This window comes from Bacillus sp. TE8-1 (assembly GCF_008368855.1).
In the GTDB taxonomy this organism is placed as follows: Bacteria; Bacillota; Bacilli; order Bacillales; family Bacillaceae_G; genus Bacillus_A; species Bacillus_A cereus.
In genome coordinates, this window is record NZ_QPET01000034.1 from 1 (window position 1) to 14,607 (window position 14,607).

A 14,607-nucleotide genomic window follows, 5' to 3' on the forward strand; every position below is an offset into this window, starting at 1 on the left:
ACTTTGAAATCCCAGAGTATCGAATACTTTTATGAGTCAACTGACCAACAATATTCGATTTATCTTTAAAAATTTATTAAAAATAACTTAGATACAAAAAAGCTACGTTTTATATAGGATAAAAATTTTTTTACGCAAAGGAGCTTGATTATTTGTGAATTTCCAAAATGATAACAACTCTAACATTCACAAACCTTGCACTTGTCCATCCCCCACGGCTAACAGTTTAAATGTTGTTCAAACTACCCCATCAATAGTTTCTGTAAATTCCGCGATTCCACTAGATACCGTGGTAAATTCTAATGGTACGGCAATCTCGTTCACACCACCAACAACTGTTTTACTTGAAGGTGGAAGAACCTATTTAGCAATCTATGAAGTGCAAGTTATCATTCAACCAGGAGGTAATTTGGCAGGTATCACTATGTATCTGAATAATAATCCAATCATTGGATCTGGTACTTCTCTGGGATATACTGCAGGATTCACTTCTGTATCAGCACCCGCAATTTTCACTACACCTTCAGGTATAACAAGTACTCTTACTGTTAATGTAGGACCATATTCTAATACATTAAATACGTTGGGCTTGACTCTTGCTGTTGTAGCATTAACATAATAAAATCTAGTTCTCTCTACAATGATTTTCTTTGTTCTTTAATTATTTTTGAGGGCTAGCCTCTAGGAATTCAACATAACTACATAAAAAAAAGAACATTATTTGGTTCGATAGCCATTTCTCATTCCTCATTTATTAATAAAATTCAAATTGTCCCAACCACGTATCGAACTGCGTAGCCGGGATTTCTTCACCTACTTGGTGCATCTTTTATGTCTATTACTATGTAATTTACTAGCAGTGATCATTTAATTTAACACAATTACATCACATTCTCATAGCATGTTTAATCATTTTCATTAAACATAAAATATAGTATAGTACCGAAAATAAAAAACATTAAAAAAAAGAGAATGTCTTCAAAAGTTAATCTGTGGATACTTTTTTGACATTCTCTTTTCTTATTTCAAAGTTTTCAAACAAGAAACTTATAAGCGATTATACGAATGTTATACCTGCACTTGCGAATCCTGTAATAGCAGTAGCTATATCGAAACCAGGTGTAGTCGATGATACAACAAGTAATATCTTATCTTGTGGAGCTACCGCAATTGCTTCTCCAACAATACCACTTGAAGTAGCACCGATAGCAATTAGACCACTAAATGCTGGTGTTAATAGTAATGGTACACCTACTGGAGTGAAAGTATTACTTGCTGCTGGCGCGCTGTACAATTGCATTTGAATTTGTATGCTTCCTAATGCTAAAGCAACCGCTACAGTTACACTAAAGAATCCTGCTAATGAAGTAATTGTACCTGCGCGAGGAGCTACAAATGCGAAATCAAATACCGGAGGTACAGGACCTATAGTAATTGGGCCACCAGGTGGGACAATTACAGGGAAGAATGAACTTCCAAATCCAAGAAGTGCTCCTGTGTTTGCCAATCCACCTAAAACAGTTGTTAATGCTACTGGTCCACCTGATGCAAACGGAATAACCGCTCCAGCTCCTGTTGCTCCTGTTAGGCCTGTTGCTCCTGTTAGGCCTGTTGGACCTGTTGGACCTGTTGCTCCCGTTGGACCTGTTAAGCCTGTTGCTCCTGTTAGGCCTGTTGCTCCTGTTAAGCCTGTTGCTCCCGTTGGGCCTGTTGCTCCTGTTACTCCTGTTGCTCCACCAGTACCTGCTGGACCTGTTGGACCTGTTGGACCCGTTGCTCCCGTTGGACCTGTTGCTCCACCTCCAGGACCTGTTGGACCTGTTGGACCTGTTACTCCACCTCCAGGACCTGTTGGACCTGTTGGGCCTGTTGGACCTGTCGCCCCTGGAGTAGCATTGATTAATTGAATTAATAAATTAAAAAGAAGTTGTAAAGTTGCAGAATCAACATTTGAGTCGCAGGATATAGGGATAAGATCTAAAGCGAAGAAGAATTGTGCAAGGGCGCTATAAAATTGTTGCAATAATGTTGACAATTGCCCTAAATTAGGAGCTGGAGATTGTAATAAAACTAAAATACTTTGAGTTAATTGTTTCAAGAAATTAACTTCTGGGGAAGGTAATAAGGAATTTAAGAAAATTAAAAATTGATTAAACACATTGAATAACGCTACTCTGTTTGCATCACTTGGATTTGCAAAAAATGCTGAAATAGCTGATACTAATGAGTTTAGTAAAGTAATTAATTGACTTAATTGTTCCCTAGTAATAGGAACTGACTGTGGATTTTTACAACAATCTGCTGAAAAAACAATCGGATTGCAGTTATTATGATTAAAACAATCATTATGTTTCATTTATTTCCTCCTTATTTAATAATTTTGAGAGAATACTCTTATACTAAGAAACACTCAATTGTAATAGCGTTGAATATTTTTAAATATTCATTTTTCTTAGAATAAAAATAGTTACTAATAATTAAACTATAAAAATTCAGCTTAATTACTTTCACAACTCACATAATATAAGTATACGCATCTATTTATCTAGTGCTTAGATTAATTCCCTAATAAAATAGCGTATTTTTAAAGGAATACGTTATTACTCCTATCAACGTGTTTATTTTGTCAATAAACGAAAAGACATATTAATTTATAAGTTCAATAATGCCATTCTAGAGTAATATCAAATGAAGTTTTTTGAAAAAGTTTAATCTTCACAACCTAGTTGTTTATATCATGAGTTTCTAATAATGCATTTCATTTTCCATTAAGAGCTAATCATTTTGCTTTTGCTGACTAATATTTATTTCTTTGTAACAACTTATACTCATCTTACATACATTATCTTGAATCCTTACTTGTTAAACCATTTAATTGTTCATGACTCACAAACATCAACAATATTTGAATGGTGTACTGATTCATAAACATATAATGGTGCTCTTTTTTATTTCTTTGTAACAACTTATACTCATCTAACAAATTGTTCATGACTCACAAACATCAACAATATTTAAATGGTGTACTGATTCATAAAAGAGTACCATATAATGGTGCTCTTTTTTATTTCTTTGTAACAACTTATACTCATCTTACATACATTATCTTGAATCCTTACTTGTTAAACCATTTAATTGTTCATGACTCACAAACATCAACAATATTTAAATGGTGTACTGATTCATAAAAGAGTACCATATAATGGTGCTCTTTTTTATTTCTTTGTAACAACTTATACTCATCTTACATACATTTTTTGAAATTTCCAATATACTTGTTAAAATTTAAATAATATCATTGATTATTTACTCCGAGAAAAGAAATTTTTCGAAGAATCCTTTTTTAATACACTAAATATACTTTAAGTACAGAAACTTCTAAGACATTTCAGTTAATATTTCTTTAAGATTGGAGCAGTTAGCTTTTTTGTTCTTATTTTTTGCATACAACATACATTGTTAGTAAGTTCGTTATGTTCACAGAATTAGTTACCTCCTATCTTTAGAGCGCCGTAAACGAGCGCTCTTTTTTATATCGGCTTCACCAACGAAGCATTTTTGTCATACCTTAACATTGAAAAGGTATTCAAACTTCATTTCATAAACGCTTAGTCAAAGGGCACTTATATACATTGCTCTTTGACTAAGCTTTTGTTACAAAATAAAATTCAGGTTCCTTTTTACTCCCGAATAACATTTCCAATTACGTTTATACTATAACTGTAACTTCAAGTTACATATCTGTACTTGTAGGGCCTAATTTCCTTTATACAACGAGTAGTTAGCAAATTAAGCTGACCGCTTCGTTGTGCTAACTAAAGTTTTCATTTTGTATATATTCTACAATACTGTTTATACTATAACTGTAATCTTAAGTTAGAAAACATAGCGTGTATGTGTATTGTTCTTTTAGATCGCAAAGCAGTTAGTTCACTGAACTAGCTGCTTTGTATTTTAACCATTTCTGCAAGAATAAAATTTATATGCATAATTTCTAAAGTGAAATCCATACTATATTTAGGTCTTAACATCTAAAACCCTAATTTCAACATTAGACCTAATAAACCGTTCCTCTTCCTTGGGACTAAGCAGTTAGCTTTTAGCTAGCTGTTTCTTAGTTTAAAGAATAACTTTTGAAAATATGTTAATACTATAGATACATCAAAGTGCAAGATGAATAGCCATCGAATTCTTCTTATGCATAGGACAATTAGTGTAACTAAATGTCCTTTTTATTTTTCATAATGTAATATCGTTTTTGTATAAAAACTGCACATTCATTAGAAACATACATTAAATATCATGTGGCATTCATTTTCAATATTAGTTTTGGTCATAGAGCGCTTTAAAAAACGCACTTTATATTTGCTAATAAATAACCATTTTGCTCAAACATACTCACGGTTTATATAAACAAAGCATATATTTAAATAGACAAGACATAGCTTTTTATTTTACATGCACATTTTTTGTGCATGTTTTTTCTTCAATACAATAACTATTTTATCATATTCCTTGCACTTTTAAATGAGACAAGCATATGTTGTAGTATAGTGTTTCATCACTTATTTACACTTCCTTTTTTCAAGAGTACATATTCGATATGTACTCTTTTTGCATCACTATATAATAACGCTTTTGTCTTGTTTTATAATCTGCCATGCTTCTTTAAAAACTCTTCTAGCTCACTGATCCACTCCAAAGTGAATTTAGTTGGCTCTTCAATCATGTCATCCATAATTGAAACTATATTTTTATAAGTAATTTCCGTCTCATCTAATTGCCCTCGCAAATATCTTTTTTGATAATCTTTACTTTTCATTTTCACGCCATCTTTCCAAACTACAAATATATAAGGATTAAAGTTGATGATTTCGTTCGTATTTTGCTTTCGAATTTTTAATGGCCACAATTTTATAGTTCGGTTTTTATACAAAATTCAAATTTTGTCTTGCTTTACATCTACACATGCTTGACTTGCTTCTCGACTAAAACCATCTGGATATCTTTTAGCTAATTTTGCAATATTCATTTCAGCAATATCTTGTAACGTATATCCCAGTTCATGCGCCATAATTGATAAATAATAAAGAATATCTCCAAGCTCTAAGGCTAACTTATAAGTGTTTCCGTCCTCCTCTCCTGGACAATGCGATGGTTGAAAACCATGTCCGTGATAAATTGCTTTTTTAACAATATCAGCAACTTCACCAGCTTCGCCTGTAAGTCCTAAAGCTGCATTTGAAACTCGTCCTCCAAAATCAGTTTTGTTATTCCAAGTTCGTAAAGTTGCTTCCTGATAATCATTTAATTCATCAATCGATAAGATACTTGCAATCTGTAAAACTGTAGCTTCATTTATAACTTGATCCTCATTTTTTACTTCACTCATTAATTTAGTTGCTTCTAATACACCATTTTCCATAATGTTCATTTTTGATTTCCCCTTCCTATTTAGCAAATTCCTAATCCTATCGGACGATTTTCAATTAAATACTTATCAGCCTGATCTATTACAAGGAGAGCAACCTCCGCTTGATGTCTCCTTAATGCTTTTGCCATCTTCGGCAAACTCATACCTTGACTCCACATTTTACGAAAACGAACTACATCTCTTTCATCCCAAATGAAGTTAGCTTCTTCTAAAGCAATGTATACCTTCAACCGTGATTCCTTCATCGTTTCATGATTTCTCACTACACTCATAAGCGAACCTACTTTCTAAAAATAATTATTTTACCTTTTCAGTAAACTTAGTATCTACACGATCAACTTTACCGTTTATCCAAACAGCAACTTGTTCACCAAAACCACTCTCCGGTGGATTGAATGCTGTAACATTTCCATCCTTTACTATTAAAAGCTTGTTGTTACTAACATCAATTTCTACTTTTTTCATATGTCTATCTCCCCTTTTATTACTGCATGTACTCAACAACATCAGGTTTAAAGCCACTTCCTAAATAAACCCTTATCGGAATTATTTCTTTTTTATCCCTTGCTGTCTTGCACAATTCTTCAGCTGTATCCCAATTGAAAAACTTATCTACAGCCCTTTGAAATCTCCATATTGCCATTACATATTGTTCAAAGATGTCATAGCGATCATCTTGTTTAGTTGTGCGTGGTAATTCATCCGTACCCTTTGCAATCTTTGGAACTTTGACGCGTACATCAGCGTATGTAGTGCGTCCAGTTCCTCTTTTCACATTTGCCTTCATTACATCGAATTCACAAATTGCTGGCTCTACATCGAAAATGTTTAGTTGCTTAGGCATGTGCCAGCCCACTCTTCTGAATAAGATTCAGTAATTCAATTATCCCTTCCTTACTCAAAAACATTCGGCCACCTAGCAACTCTATGTTAGTTTCAGAAATTTCACCGGTTACAAAGCATGACTTTTCATGTTTTCTTAAAACAATGTTTTCACCATCGATATGAAAATCTAGTGCCGTTCCTTCGGCAATCCCTAAAGTTCTGCGTAACTCTATCGGAATTACTACACGACCTAACTCATCGACTTTTCTTGCAACACCTGTGTTTTTCATACCTTACTCCCCTTTAGTATTTTTATATTTATTTAGAATCTCATCCAAACGTTTCTTATTATCTTCAAGATTATCGCTTTGAGTTTGCTGTGGCTGCTGTATTGGCTCTTGTTCATCTTGTTTGCGTAACCAATCCGGTACAACTTCCGTTCGTTTGGAATAACCTTTACCAGTACGTTTGTTGTTTTTCTTACTCATTTCAAATCGAGTATCTAAAGCAGCAACATCATTTAATGTTTTTACTTTTTCCTTTTCCCAACTACTTAAAATACTGCGAATATATCTCCACTTTGGTACATTTTCATCAATTGCTTTATTAACAGCGTGAATAACTAATTCATTACCGAATCTATCGCAAAACTCACCTAATTCTTGAATTGCAATTTCACTTAACGGAATCCCCTTTTCAAGTAAAAAGTTGTAACTAGTTTTAAATTCTTGATCAATTAATTTCTGAGATGAAGTAGCATCATCATCATTTATATTTGTAGTAATATTTGTAGTAATCTCTGTATTTGTCTTACGTTCTAGTGTAAGAGACTCTTCCGTTTTATCGTAGGAGGCTATTGCTTTAGAATGTAAGACCCTCTTGCTTTCTAAAGTAATAGGGCTATTACTTTTCAGTGTAGGAGGGTTATCATTTCCCCAATATATAATAGATATTTTCTGAATCATTTCAGGTACAGGTTCAACATACATAACGTTATTACACCTAGTTCCGTTAACAAGAATCGTCCTAAATTCAATTTTTATAAGTCCACGTTCTTTCAGAAAGTCACATGCTTCTTTTACTTGTCTTTTTGTAAACCCAAATGAATCGGCTAATTGTTGATAACTCTTTTGAAGCGTGTCAGCCTTAAACTTTTGTTTATATTGAACTTGACTAGATTCTTCACTTCTTACTTCAGTAGGTTTATACCAATAAACAATTTCTCCTAAGATAGTAATTGCAACAATATTAGGTTTACCATTATCTAATGTAAGTGTTTTAAACCATCCATGATCTATAACATTGCCACGAAAATTTATTTGCCCTATTTGTAATACCTTGTTGTTCATAGCTTTCACTCCTTTTCATAAAACCAATGTGCTATTTCCCTCCTTTCCGTGGTATACTTATAACAACTTATTTTTCAAAAGGACCCACTGCCATGGGTCTTTTTACTTTGCTTCACATCACTCCAAGCCCATTTTTTTATAGGCTCATAAGTTATGTAAAACAACCATGAACCACATGCAATTAATATCGCTAATATAGCTAATGATGTTGTATCTTCCACTAAATCACTTCCTTTTGTGCTTCAAGCCAAGCTTCTAAATCCTTTTGCAAGAAAAGTAATTTACGACCTTCCCTAATCACTGGAAAATGTGGGTGATTTGCTAATTCATACATTCTACAAACTGCTATATTGAGGTAAGCAGCTGCTTCTTTCACCCTCATTACCTTGTTTGGTTGTGATTGTTGTTGGAATGAAGCTAAAGCTGCTTGAATTTCTTCGCGAACAACTTCGCGGATTGACTCTTTAATGATTTGATCTAATCCCATTTTTTTTGCTCCTTTCTAATTTACTTAACCAAACATAACTTAACTTAAAGTTAAGTTATGGACAAAAAATTTTAATTGCATCTAACTTCACTTTAAAAAACTCAGCAATTTTCACAATTAAATCATAATAAGGTCGACGCTTCCCGTTTTCTATATACCAATAATAAACTTCAGTAATACCCACGGCTTCAGCTACTTCCCTACATGTATATCCCTGTTCTACACGTAGCTGCTTTAGAGTTTTCATAAACAACTCCTCTCTTCCGTTTTTGTTGTTAATTACATAATAACTTAACCTAAAGTTAAGTTCAAGTGTTTCCCAAAACTTTTTTCAAAAAAATTAACTTTCCACTTAACTGATAGTTAATATATAATGACAGTGTGACACCATAATAGTAATTAAGAAAAATAATTTCATATAAAATAAACTTGGGGTGTTTTTTATTATGTTTAGTCATGAGAGATTGAAATCATTAATTGAAAAGAAGAGCATCACCCAACAACAGTTAGCTGATGCAATTGGTGTTAGTCATGTTTCTGTTTATAATTATGTTGAGGGGAAAAAAGCACCCGGCACACGTACACTTCAGAAGATAGCAAATTATTTAAAAGTAACAACAGATTATTTGTTAGGTTTATCTGATTCACCAGATTTAACAGCGGGCGAAGACTTACAGTTAACAAAAGAAGCACACGAAATTCTTCAGATCATTAATGACTTACCTGAAGAACAACGAAAAAAAGCGTTAGAGCAATTAGAGATGTTTGTGAACTACGAAAAATCTAAAGGAAATATGTAGTGTAAAAAGACTATCCAAAAAAGTTAGATAGTCTTTTTTACATAACTTTTTCTTTTTTGGATTCACTCAAACAGATAGAAAATAATTTCTCTTTTGGATTATCCTCTTCTTGCAAAAGTAACAAAGCTTGTTTAATTAGATTAACTTCCCCTTCTTTGCTCTTCATCTTCTTCAATCTCCCTCTTTGTGTTTTTGTATTTTTTTACAATAATTTCTTTTTTCTTCTTACAGCAAAAAAAGAAATTTCTCCTAAAACTACAAATGACATCGTCAATTAAGACGATGTCATTTGTAATATATATAAACCTTTATTATGTATTTTACCAGCCGCCACCAGGGTCAACCATCATGTGTTGAATTGTAGGTTTTAAATCATTTGTACTAGGTTTTTCTTTTATAGAATCAGTGTTAATGAATAATGTAGCAGCTATTAATAGCGCAGGAATGATTGTAATTATTTTTTTCATTATTTCACCTCTTTCCGAAGACAATTATACCAATTATTCAAATTAAACCCAAGTGTATTTTTGGTAAATTCGAATAAAATATATTCCCTGATTTTTGACACATCAAAAGAGAACCTTTCATTAACTCTTCTTTTTTTGTACCTTCATATGTTAAACCTAAATATGCAGTCTGTATGTCTGTTAACCTTCCATTCTTCTCTTTTAATTGCATCAATAGTTTTCTCGCTTCAATCCTCTTACCTTGTTTAATCCTTAAATATGCTAGTTCACCTGGATGAACAACATCTATGCTACTAATTTCTTTATCATGATGAATCTTTAAAAATGATAATGTATGTTGCACCATTTTTCTTTTTCTCTCAATTCCATTAATCTTACTATCCCCTAGCACTTCAAGAGTCTTTTCCAAATAATATTTTGCCTTCTCATATTCATTCTCTGAAAAAATATACGATTCTCCTAGCTTTAAATATGCATTTACTTTTGGAAAAGAAAAAAAGTTATCCCATTCAAGATCATCTAATAGTTCCATGCTAACATGCCTTGCTTCAATGACTTCACCACCCTGCAACGAAGTAACCGCAATGGCTTCTTTATATCGTAATTTATAACATTCTCGAATGTACCTATTACTTATTTTATTTAGTTTTATTTCAAGAGATTTTAATCGCTCATTTAAAGAAGTAAAATTACCCGATTGATATTGCGCTTGACATAATAAAATTTCAATTAACACTTCCATCTCTGAGGTTCTTATTGATTTACTTTCGAGGCTTAATGCCTTATGGTACTGTATAGCATCAATCTCACCTATATATCGTCTATATATAATTCGATACACATTAGCAAATTCTCTATTTTCTGCTACCTTTGATTGTGATTCACTATTTATAATATTAATTAATAGATTAAACTTCCCCCTTAAAGCTAAATCCTCCATTGCCTCACGTAAGTTTTCTGATTTTGGTTTCGTTATATTTATATAATCTGTTAATAAATTTTCTTGAACCTGTATGTCTTTGTTTAATAGGATGACTGTCTTAGAAAGAAAGCCAAAACTCATGTCTGTGTTACCTTTAAAAACTTTTGTAACAGTACTTGGCTTAATTCCCCAATAATTTGCTAGTTTATTTTTCCTTATTCCAGCTGCACATAACTCTTTTTCAATTTGATTTAGAGCTTTCCACATGTTTTGTCCCCCTTATTGGAACAAGACACACTTCCCTATCATGAAAACGCACCTTAATGATGAATTACATCTAAAAGTTGTGTTATACTAGCCGTATATGTTACGCATAGTCGTAACTAAAAGGCTCATGGCAAATGTTTTCCCTACTACAATTAGGGCAAACGGTGTAAAAGTGTTCCCAGCACAATTACACACGCTATGGGTCTTTTTCGTTCCGTCAAATTATATTATTAAGAATATTCTATCACAAATAACCCAAACATCTATTCTCTCATATTCTGAAAATACTTGAGAAAGTTAAAAATATTAATATATTCCTTGTTTTTTAGCCTTCCTAAAAAAATATGCAATATTGCATTTAATAATCGGAGTAGACATTTCACTATTGTTTAACAACAAATGAATCCCCCTACACTATAACTGAATTTATTTTTATATGGTAAAATATACCCATCGCTGATATGTCCAAACATGTAATTTTCATAGCAGCAAAATTACAACCAGACTTATACAACATGATTCAAAACAAATGAAGGAGTGTTTTAAGTGAAAGGACATATTCGAAAAAGAGGAAATAAATACTGTATCGTTATTGATATCGGTCCTGATCCAGAGACAGGAAAAAGAAGACAAAAGTGGTTTTCTGGGTATAAAACAAAAAAAGAAGCACAGGCTGATGTGGCAAAGAAAATTACAGAATTGAATGAAGGAACTTTTATAGAGCCATCTAAAGTTACACTAAAAGATTACCTAAATCATTGGCTAGAAATTAAAAGTATGAGCATAGAAAAGAGTACCTTTGCTGGCTATAGGGCATTTATCAACCAACATGTTATACCTAGTATAGGAATGGTCGCGCTTCATAAACTAAATGTTATGCACATTCAAAAATGCTATAAGACTGCGATAGATAAAGGGATTGCAAGCAATTCTATTCTGCTTATGCATAGAATTTTAAAGAGCGCTTTAAACCTAGCCGTAAAACAAAATATTATGTCTCGAAATCCAGCAGATTTTGCTGAGATACCTAAAAAAGAAAAAACCCCTATCCAGACTTGGACAGAGGAAGAAGTAAAAAAGTTTTTAGCTCATTCACAAGAATCACGATATCACATTGGGTATCTACTTGCAATAACTACAGGTATGCGTCTAGGAGAAGTTCTAGGTTTACGATGGCAGGACATTGATTTTGAAAAACATACTGTTACAATAAATCAAACATCTGGTCATGACAATAAAATCAAAAAAACTGCAAAAACAAATTCATCAAAACGCACAATTCCTGTACCTAATGAAACAATAGCAGCTTTAAAAAAACATAAAATTTTAATCAATAAAGAGAAGTTAAAGTTTGGTTCTGCTTATCTAGATCAAGATTTAATTAATTGTAATGAGTTTGGAAGAATCATAAAGAGAGCTCATTTCAGAAAGAGCTTCATTAGGTTAACACACAAAGTAGGTATAAAAGAAATTAAATTCCATGATTTAAGACATACACATGCAACTCTACTATTGAAACAAGGAGTTAACCCTAAAATCATCAGTGAGCGATTAGGTCATACAGATATTTCAATGACATTAAGTGTCTATTCTCATGTTTTACCGAATATGCAGGAAGAAGCAGTTAAAAACTTCGGTAAAAGTATCTTTGGATAACCTATGTTTGCAAAATGTTTGCATTTTATAAAAATAAGTCAAATAAACGTTGTTATATCAAGGTTTGTTTGACCCAACATCTTATATTCTTGATAAAATCTCCGAATTCCTATTGAAATATTTAATAATGGAGCGTTCTCACCACCGCGGGTTATGCATTCGAATCGATATACATAGGAGAAAAAATCTTGTGTTTTTTCATCTTTTATCGGCCCAGACATCGCCTCACAAATATTTTGTGATCTAAGAGGGGAAAAATAGATTTCTTCTTCATTTGTATTTTCTAAATATATAGGACGCTCACAAAAAATATGTGAGATTAAAGCGGGCACCCACTTAGAATACGTTTCATTATCATGTAGTACTGGCAAATTAGAAATCAAATCGGATTGCCATTCATATTTTGGTGGTTCTACTAATCTATTTGGTTTCCAATCATGAATAATCTCATACCAACTTTGAAAAATATAATCGAGCTGCTCTTGTCTAATAGGTTCTTTCGATACAATCCATGGTGTATTTTCATTTAATACGTACGGGTTATGCTGAATAAACAATATATCCGAAAACATATCATACAATCTTTCATTCAAACGTTTCAACTTACTCGTTAATAAAAATGTCTTATAATGTATCTCTACGATGTCCAGCCATTCAATAGGAAAGTATATAAATGATACCTTTTCATTTAAAAGGGGGTTTACTATATTTTCAAATGTTAGCAGCCTTAATTTTTTCATAAAATGATTCCTTCCTTTCTTCAGTTGTCTTGATTATCAAAAAGCTAGAACAATAGTTACTTAATCTAATCCATTTAAACCAAGTATTTAAAAGAAACGTAAAAACTGTTTATCTACATAAACTATTATCAAACCGACTCTTTTAAAAATTCAAAGTAATTATCATGTATAACACCTCTATAATATTTGTATTTCAATACATTCGAATTATACATTACACATAATGCATTGTACTTATTATTTACAATAACTTTACAAAAAAACCAAAAAAGAACACCTTAATTCGGTGCCCTTTTTACAAATATCAACCTTTATGTAATTGAACATATAGATAACAGTAATCCCCCAAATGAAATTGCTCCTAGTAAACCTACTACAACTCCTGTTAAACAAATACAATCAGCAAGACAAATAGAAGACTGCGATAATGGAACGAATGACCTACTTGTACCCGAACCATATTGTTTTATCTTCTCATAATTCATATCTAACATTAAATGTAGACATGTTACACCCTCCTCAATAGTATGTAGAGATTCTTTTTCTAATCGCTCCAATAATTTACTATCAAAAGCAACTGCTAGAGGGTACTGCTTATCCGATTTCATATTTTGATAAATTAGTTGCAAACGAGATAATATATTATTTTTCTTCTTTTCAGATGTTACTGTACATTTCATATTATTAAATTCATTTAATAACAGTGATAATTCATCTCTTTTTCCGTATAAATCTTTAGCTATTTTTCTCTTTAGTTTATACGAATGGAAAATAGATTTTAGTTCAACCATATTCATACACTTCCTAATTACATAGTATTTACCCTATTATTTTGTAGATAAACAGTACTTTTTAATCTTATTTAAAATACACTTAAGCAACTTATTTTACTATCGATTAACATTACATTAACCTTACACGGTTGTAATAAAATCATTAGCTAGAAGGAAGCAATGCCCAAACTAGACAGATATTTAATGATAAAACCATAAGAAAAAAACAATGATTAGATTTTAAATCTAGTCATTGCTTTATCCATCACATCTTGATTACATCTATATATCTTATTGTTACTTTTTCACTTGAATGATTGAATATATCCATTAATAATGGCTATATTCTTTGTCGGCACGTACATATAACTAATGTTTTTTAATTGCTAAAGTGAAACTTTAATCAGCTCTCACCAATCGGGCTTTTATGGGCAGTCCGCCACCTAACTTCTCTTTGCTCTCGCTGAATTTTTTGGGGGATGTTACTGCCCGCAACTAGCAAGATAGATGTTATCAATATTCATACGTTACAATAGTACCGGTAGTATCAGTAAAACCATCAAAACAGTTAGAGCAACCACCACAGCCGCCACAACCGCCACAGCCTCCGCAACCAAAACAACCGAAGCAACCAATACAACGGAAGCCACCACAACGGAAGCCGCCACAACGACCTCCACCACAACCGCCACAACGACCACAACCGCCACAGCGACGAGCAGCATCTTCAATATAGTAATATGGATATTGGTTTTGCTGGTCCCAATAGACAATATTTCCAGACCGGTAATCATTAAGGCTTAACGCTTGTAGTTCTTGTTGAAACTGATTCATTTTCATAACCTCCGTTTATAAAATACAACCTCATCGATACTTCCCTATATTCC

20 protein-coding genes and 1 pseudogene are annotated in these 14,607 nt (G+C 32.5%); 3 read left to right on the plus strand and 18 right to left on the minus strand.

What is annotated here, in order from left to right; all coding sequences use genetic code 11:
- Positions 1-154 precede the first annotated feature (154 nt).
- Complete coding sequence (locus DN404_RS26800; RefSeq protein ID WP_149215670.1) at positions 155-619, plus strand: hypothetical protein; 465 nt, start codon at positions 155-157, stop codon at positions 617-619.
- 438 nt (positions 620-1,057) lie between these two features.
- On the opposite strand, the gene DN404_RS26805 is transcribed toward DN404_RS26800, so the two are convergent.
- The 11 genes from DN404_RS26805 to DN404_RS26845 all read right to left on the minus strand — a co-directional run bounded on the left by DN404_RS26805 (position 1,058) and on the right by DN404_RS26845 (position 8,342).
- Entirely contained in the window at positions 1,058-2,356 is a 1,299-nt protein-coding gene (locus tag DN404_RS26805) for an exosporium glycoprotein BclB-related protein (protein ID WP_149215671.1), read from the minus strand.
- Positions 2,357-4,648: 2,292 nt separating this feature from the next.
- A complete protein-coding gene (locus tag DN404_RS30680) occupies positions 4,649-4,822 on the minus strand; it encodes a hypothetical protein (protein WP_179951878.1) in 174 nt (57 codons plus the stop codon).
- Between the two features lie 117 nt (positions 4,823-4,939).
- On the minus strand, positions 4,940-5,434 hold the full coding sequence (locus DN404_RS26810) for a nucleoside triphosphate pyrophosphohydrolase family protein (protein WP_149215672.1): 495 nt from the start codon (positions 5,432-5,434) through the stop codon (positions 4,940-4,942).
- 20 nt (positions 5,435-5,454) lie between these two features.
- Positions 5,455-5,706, minus strand: a complete 252-nt coding sequence (locus DN404_RS26815) for a helix-turn-helix domain containing protein (RefSeq protein ID WP_149215673.1) — start codon at positions 5,704-5,706, stop codon at positions 5,455-5,457.
- Positions 5,707-5,731: 25 nt separating this feature from the next.
- Complete coding sequence (locus DN404_RS26820) at positions 5,732-5,899, minus strand: DUF3954 domain-containing protein (RefSeq protein ID WP_000754942.1); 168 nt, start codon at positions 5,897-5,899, stop codon at positions 5,732-5,734.
- A gap of 19 nt (positions 5,900-5,918) precedes the next feature.
- The gene (locus tag DN404_RS26825) at positions 5,919-6,278 is read right to left on the minus strand and encodes a cell division protein SepF (RefSeq protein WP_149215674.1); all 360 of its coding nucleotides are present in this window, start codon (positions 6,276-6,278) and stop codon (positions 5,919-5,921) included.
- On the minus strand, positions 6,271-6,549 hold the full coding sequence (locus DN404_RS26830; RefSeq protein WP_149215675.1) for an AbrB/MazE/SpoVT family DNA-binding domain-containing protein: 279 nt from the start codon (positions 6,547-6,549) through the stop codon (positions 6,271-6,273). The genes DN404_RS26825 and DN404_RS26830 overlap by 8 nt, the downstream gene beginning before the upstream one ends.
- Before the next feature lie 3 nt (positions 6,550-6,552).
- Positions 6,553-7,608, minus strand: coding sequence for a DnaD domain-containing protein (locus DN404_RS26835; protein WP_149215676.1), 1,056 nt, complete (start codon positions 7,606-7,608; stop codon positions 6,553-6,555).
- Positions 7,609-7,682: 74 nt separating this feature from the next.
- On the minus strand, positions 7,683-7,829 hold the full coding sequence (locus tag DN404_RS30685) for a hypothetical protein (protein WP_179951879.1): 147 nt from the start codon (positions 7,827-7,829) through the stop codon (positions 7,683-7,685).
- Positions 7,829-8,095: a helix-turn-helix domain-containing protein gene (locus DN404_RS26840; RefSeq protein WP_000522030.1), complete on the minus strand. Its 267-nt coding sequence runs from the start codon at positions 8,093-8,095 to the stop codon at positions 7,829-7,831. Before DN404_RS26840 ends, DN404_RS30685 begins: the two co-directional genes overlap by 1 nt.
- Positions 8,096-8,150: 55 nt before the next feature.
- Positions 8,151-8,342 carry a helix-turn-helix domain-containing protein gene (locus tag DN404_RS26845; protein ID WP_000854271.1) on the minus strand — a complete coding sequence of 64 codons (192 nt, stop codon included), beginning with the start codon at positions 8,340-8,342 and terminating at the stop codon, positions 8,151-8,153.
- Positions 8,343-8,541: 199 nt separating this feature from the next.
- Between DN404_RS26845 and DN404_RS26850 the strand changes: the two genes are divergently transcribed.
- On the plus strand, positions 8,542-8,895 hold the full coding sequence (locus tag DN404_RS26850) for a helix-turn-helix domain-containing protein (protein ID WP_000491236.1): 354 nt from the start codon (positions 8,542-8,544) through the stop codon (positions 8,893-8,895).
- 37 nt (positions 8,896-8,932) lie between these two features.
- On the opposite strand, the gene DN404_RS31080 is transcribed toward DN404_RS26850, so the two are convergent.
- The 3 genes from DN404_RS31080 to DN404_RS26860 all read right to left on the minus strand — a co-directional run bounded on the left by DN404_RS31080 (position 8,933) and on the right by DN404_RS26860 (position 10,551).
- A complete protein-coding gene (locus DN404_RS31080; RefSeq protein ID WP_000836783.1) occupies positions 8,933-9,061 on the minus strand; it encodes a hypothetical protein in 129 nt (42 codons plus the stop codon).
- 154 nt (positions 9,062-9,215) lie between these two features.
- The gene (locus DN404_RS26855; RefSeq protein ID WP_000720921.1) at positions 9,216-9,362 is read right to left on the minus strand and encodes a hypothetical protein; all 147 of its coding nucleotides are present in this window, start codon (positions 9,360-9,362) and stop codon (positions 9,216-9,218) included.
- 37 nt (positions 9,363-9,399) lie between these two features.
- Complete coding sequence (locus tag DN404_RS26860) at positions 9,400-10,551, minus strand: AimR family lysis-lysogeny pheromone receptor (RefSeq protein WP_149215677.1); 1,152 nt, start codon at positions 10,549-10,551, stop codon at positions 9,400-9,402.
- 546 nt (positions 10,552-11,097) lie between these two features.
- Between DN404_RS26860 and DN404_RS26865 the strand changes: the two genes are divergently transcribed.
- Positions 11,098-12,207 (plus strand): site-specific integrase, encoded by a 1,110-nt coding sequence (locus DN404_RS26865; RefSeq protein WP_149215678.1) that lies wholly within the window; start codon positions 11,098-11,100, stop codon positions 12,205-12,207.
- Between the two features lie 38 nt (positions 12,208-12,245).
- On the opposite strand, the gene DN404_RS26870 is transcribed toward DN404_RS26865, so the two are convergent.
- From DN404_RS26870 to DN404_RS26880, 4 genes and pseudogenes are all read right to left on the minus strand, one after another.
- Positions 12,246-12,947, minus strand: a complete 702-nt coding sequence (locus tag DN404_RS26870) for a pPIWI_RE module domain-containing protein (protein WP_149215679.1) — start codon at positions 12,945-12,947, stop codon at positions 12,246-12,248.
- A 311-nt stretch (positions 12,948-13,258) separates the two neighbouring features.
- Entirely contained in the window at positions 13,259-13,744 is a 486-nt protein-coding gene (locus DN404_RS26875) for a hypothetical protein (RefSeq protein ID WP_002024190.1), read from the minus strand.
- Positions 13,745-13,953: 209 nt separating this feature from the next.
- A pseudogene (locus DN404_RS30755) lies at positions 13,954-14,088 on the minus strand (site-specific integrase); the annotation flags it as partial.
- A gap of 145 nt (positions 14,089-14,233) precedes the next feature.
- Positions 14,234-14,554, minus strand: coding sequence for a heterocycloanthracin/sonorensin family bacteriocin (locus tag DN404_RS26880; RefSeq protein ID WP_001071364.1), 321 nt, complete (start codon positions 14,552-14,554; stop codon positions 14,234-14,236).
- Positions 14,555-14,607 lie beyond the last annotated feature (53 nt).

What these genes read in the sequence shown, in the direction of transcription:
- DN404_RS26805 (WP_149215671.1), bottom strand. Translation starts at nt 2,356, where the DNA reads ATGAAACATAATGATTGTTTTAATCATAATAACTGCAATCCGATTGTT.
- DN404_RS30680 (WP_179951878.1), bottom strand. Translation starts at nt 4,822, where the DNA reads ATGAAAAGTAAAGATTATCAAAAAAGATATTTGCGAGGGCAATTAGAT.
- DN404_RS26810 (WP_149215672.1), bottom strand. Translation starts at nt 5,434, where the DNA reads ATGAACATTATGGAAAATGGTGTATTAGAAGCAACTAAATTAATGAGT.
- DN404_RS26815 (WP_149215673.1), bottom strand. Translation starts at nt 5,706, where the DNA reads ATGAGTGTAGTGAGAAATCATGAAACGATGAAGGAATCACGGTTGAAG.
- DN404_RS26820 (WP_000754942.1), bottom strand. Translation starts at nt 5,899, where the DNA reads ATGAAAAAAGTAGAAATTGATGTTAGTAACAACAAGCTTTTAATAGTA.
- DN404_RS26825 (WP_149215674.1), bottom strand. Translation starts at nt 6,278, where the DNA reads ATGCCTAAGCAACTAAACATTTTCGATGTAGAGCCAGCAATTTGTGAA.
- DN404_RS26830 (WP_149215675.1), bottom strand. Translation starts at nt 6,549, where the DNA reads ATGAAAAACACAGGTGTTGCAAGAAAAGTCGATGAGTTAGGTCGTGTA.
- DN404_RS26835 (WP_149215676.1), bottom strand. Translation starts at nt 7,608, where the DNA reads ATGAACAACAAGGTATTACAAATAGGGCAAATAAATTTTCGTGGCAAT.
- DN404_RS26840 (WP_000522030.1), bottom strand. Translation starts at nt 8,095, where the DNA reads ATGGGATTAGATCAAATCATTAAAGAGTCAATCCGCGAAGTTGTTCGC.
- DN404_RS26845 (WP_000854271.1), bottom strand. Translation starts at nt 8,342, where the DNA reads ATGAAAACTCTAAAGCAGCTACGTGTAGAACAGGGATATACATGTAGG.
- DN404_RS26850 (WP_000491236.1), top strand. Translation starts at nt 8,542, where the DNA reads ATGTTTAGTCATGAGAGATTGAAATCATTAATTGAAAAGAAGAGCATC.
- DN404_RS31080 (WP_000836783.1), bottom strand. Translation starts at nt 9,061, where the DNA reads ATGAAGAGCAAAGAAGGGGAAGTTAATCTAATTAAACAAGCTTTGTTA.
- DN404_RS26855 (WP_000720921.1), bottom strand. Translation starts at nt 9,362, where the DNA reads ATGAAAAAAATAATTACAATCATTCCTGCGCTATTAATAGCTGCTACA.
- DN404_RS26860 (WP_149215677.1), bottom strand. Translation starts at nt 10,551, where the DNA reads ATGTGGAAAGCTCTAAATCAAATTGAAAAAGAGTTATGTGCAGCTGGA.
- DN404_RS26870 (WP_149215679.1), bottom strand. Translation starts at nt 12,947, where the DNA reads ATGAAAAAATTAAGGCTGCTAACATTTGAAAATATAGTAAACCCCCTT.
- DN404_RS26875 (WP_002024190.1), bottom strand. Translation starts at nt 13,744, where the DNA reads ATGAATATGGTTGAACTAAAATCTATTTTCCATTCGTATAAACTAAAG.
- DN404_RS26880 (WP_001071364.1), bottom strand. Translation starts at nt 14,554, where the DNA reads ATGAATCAGTTTCAACAAGAACTACAAGCGTTAAGCCTTAATGATTAC.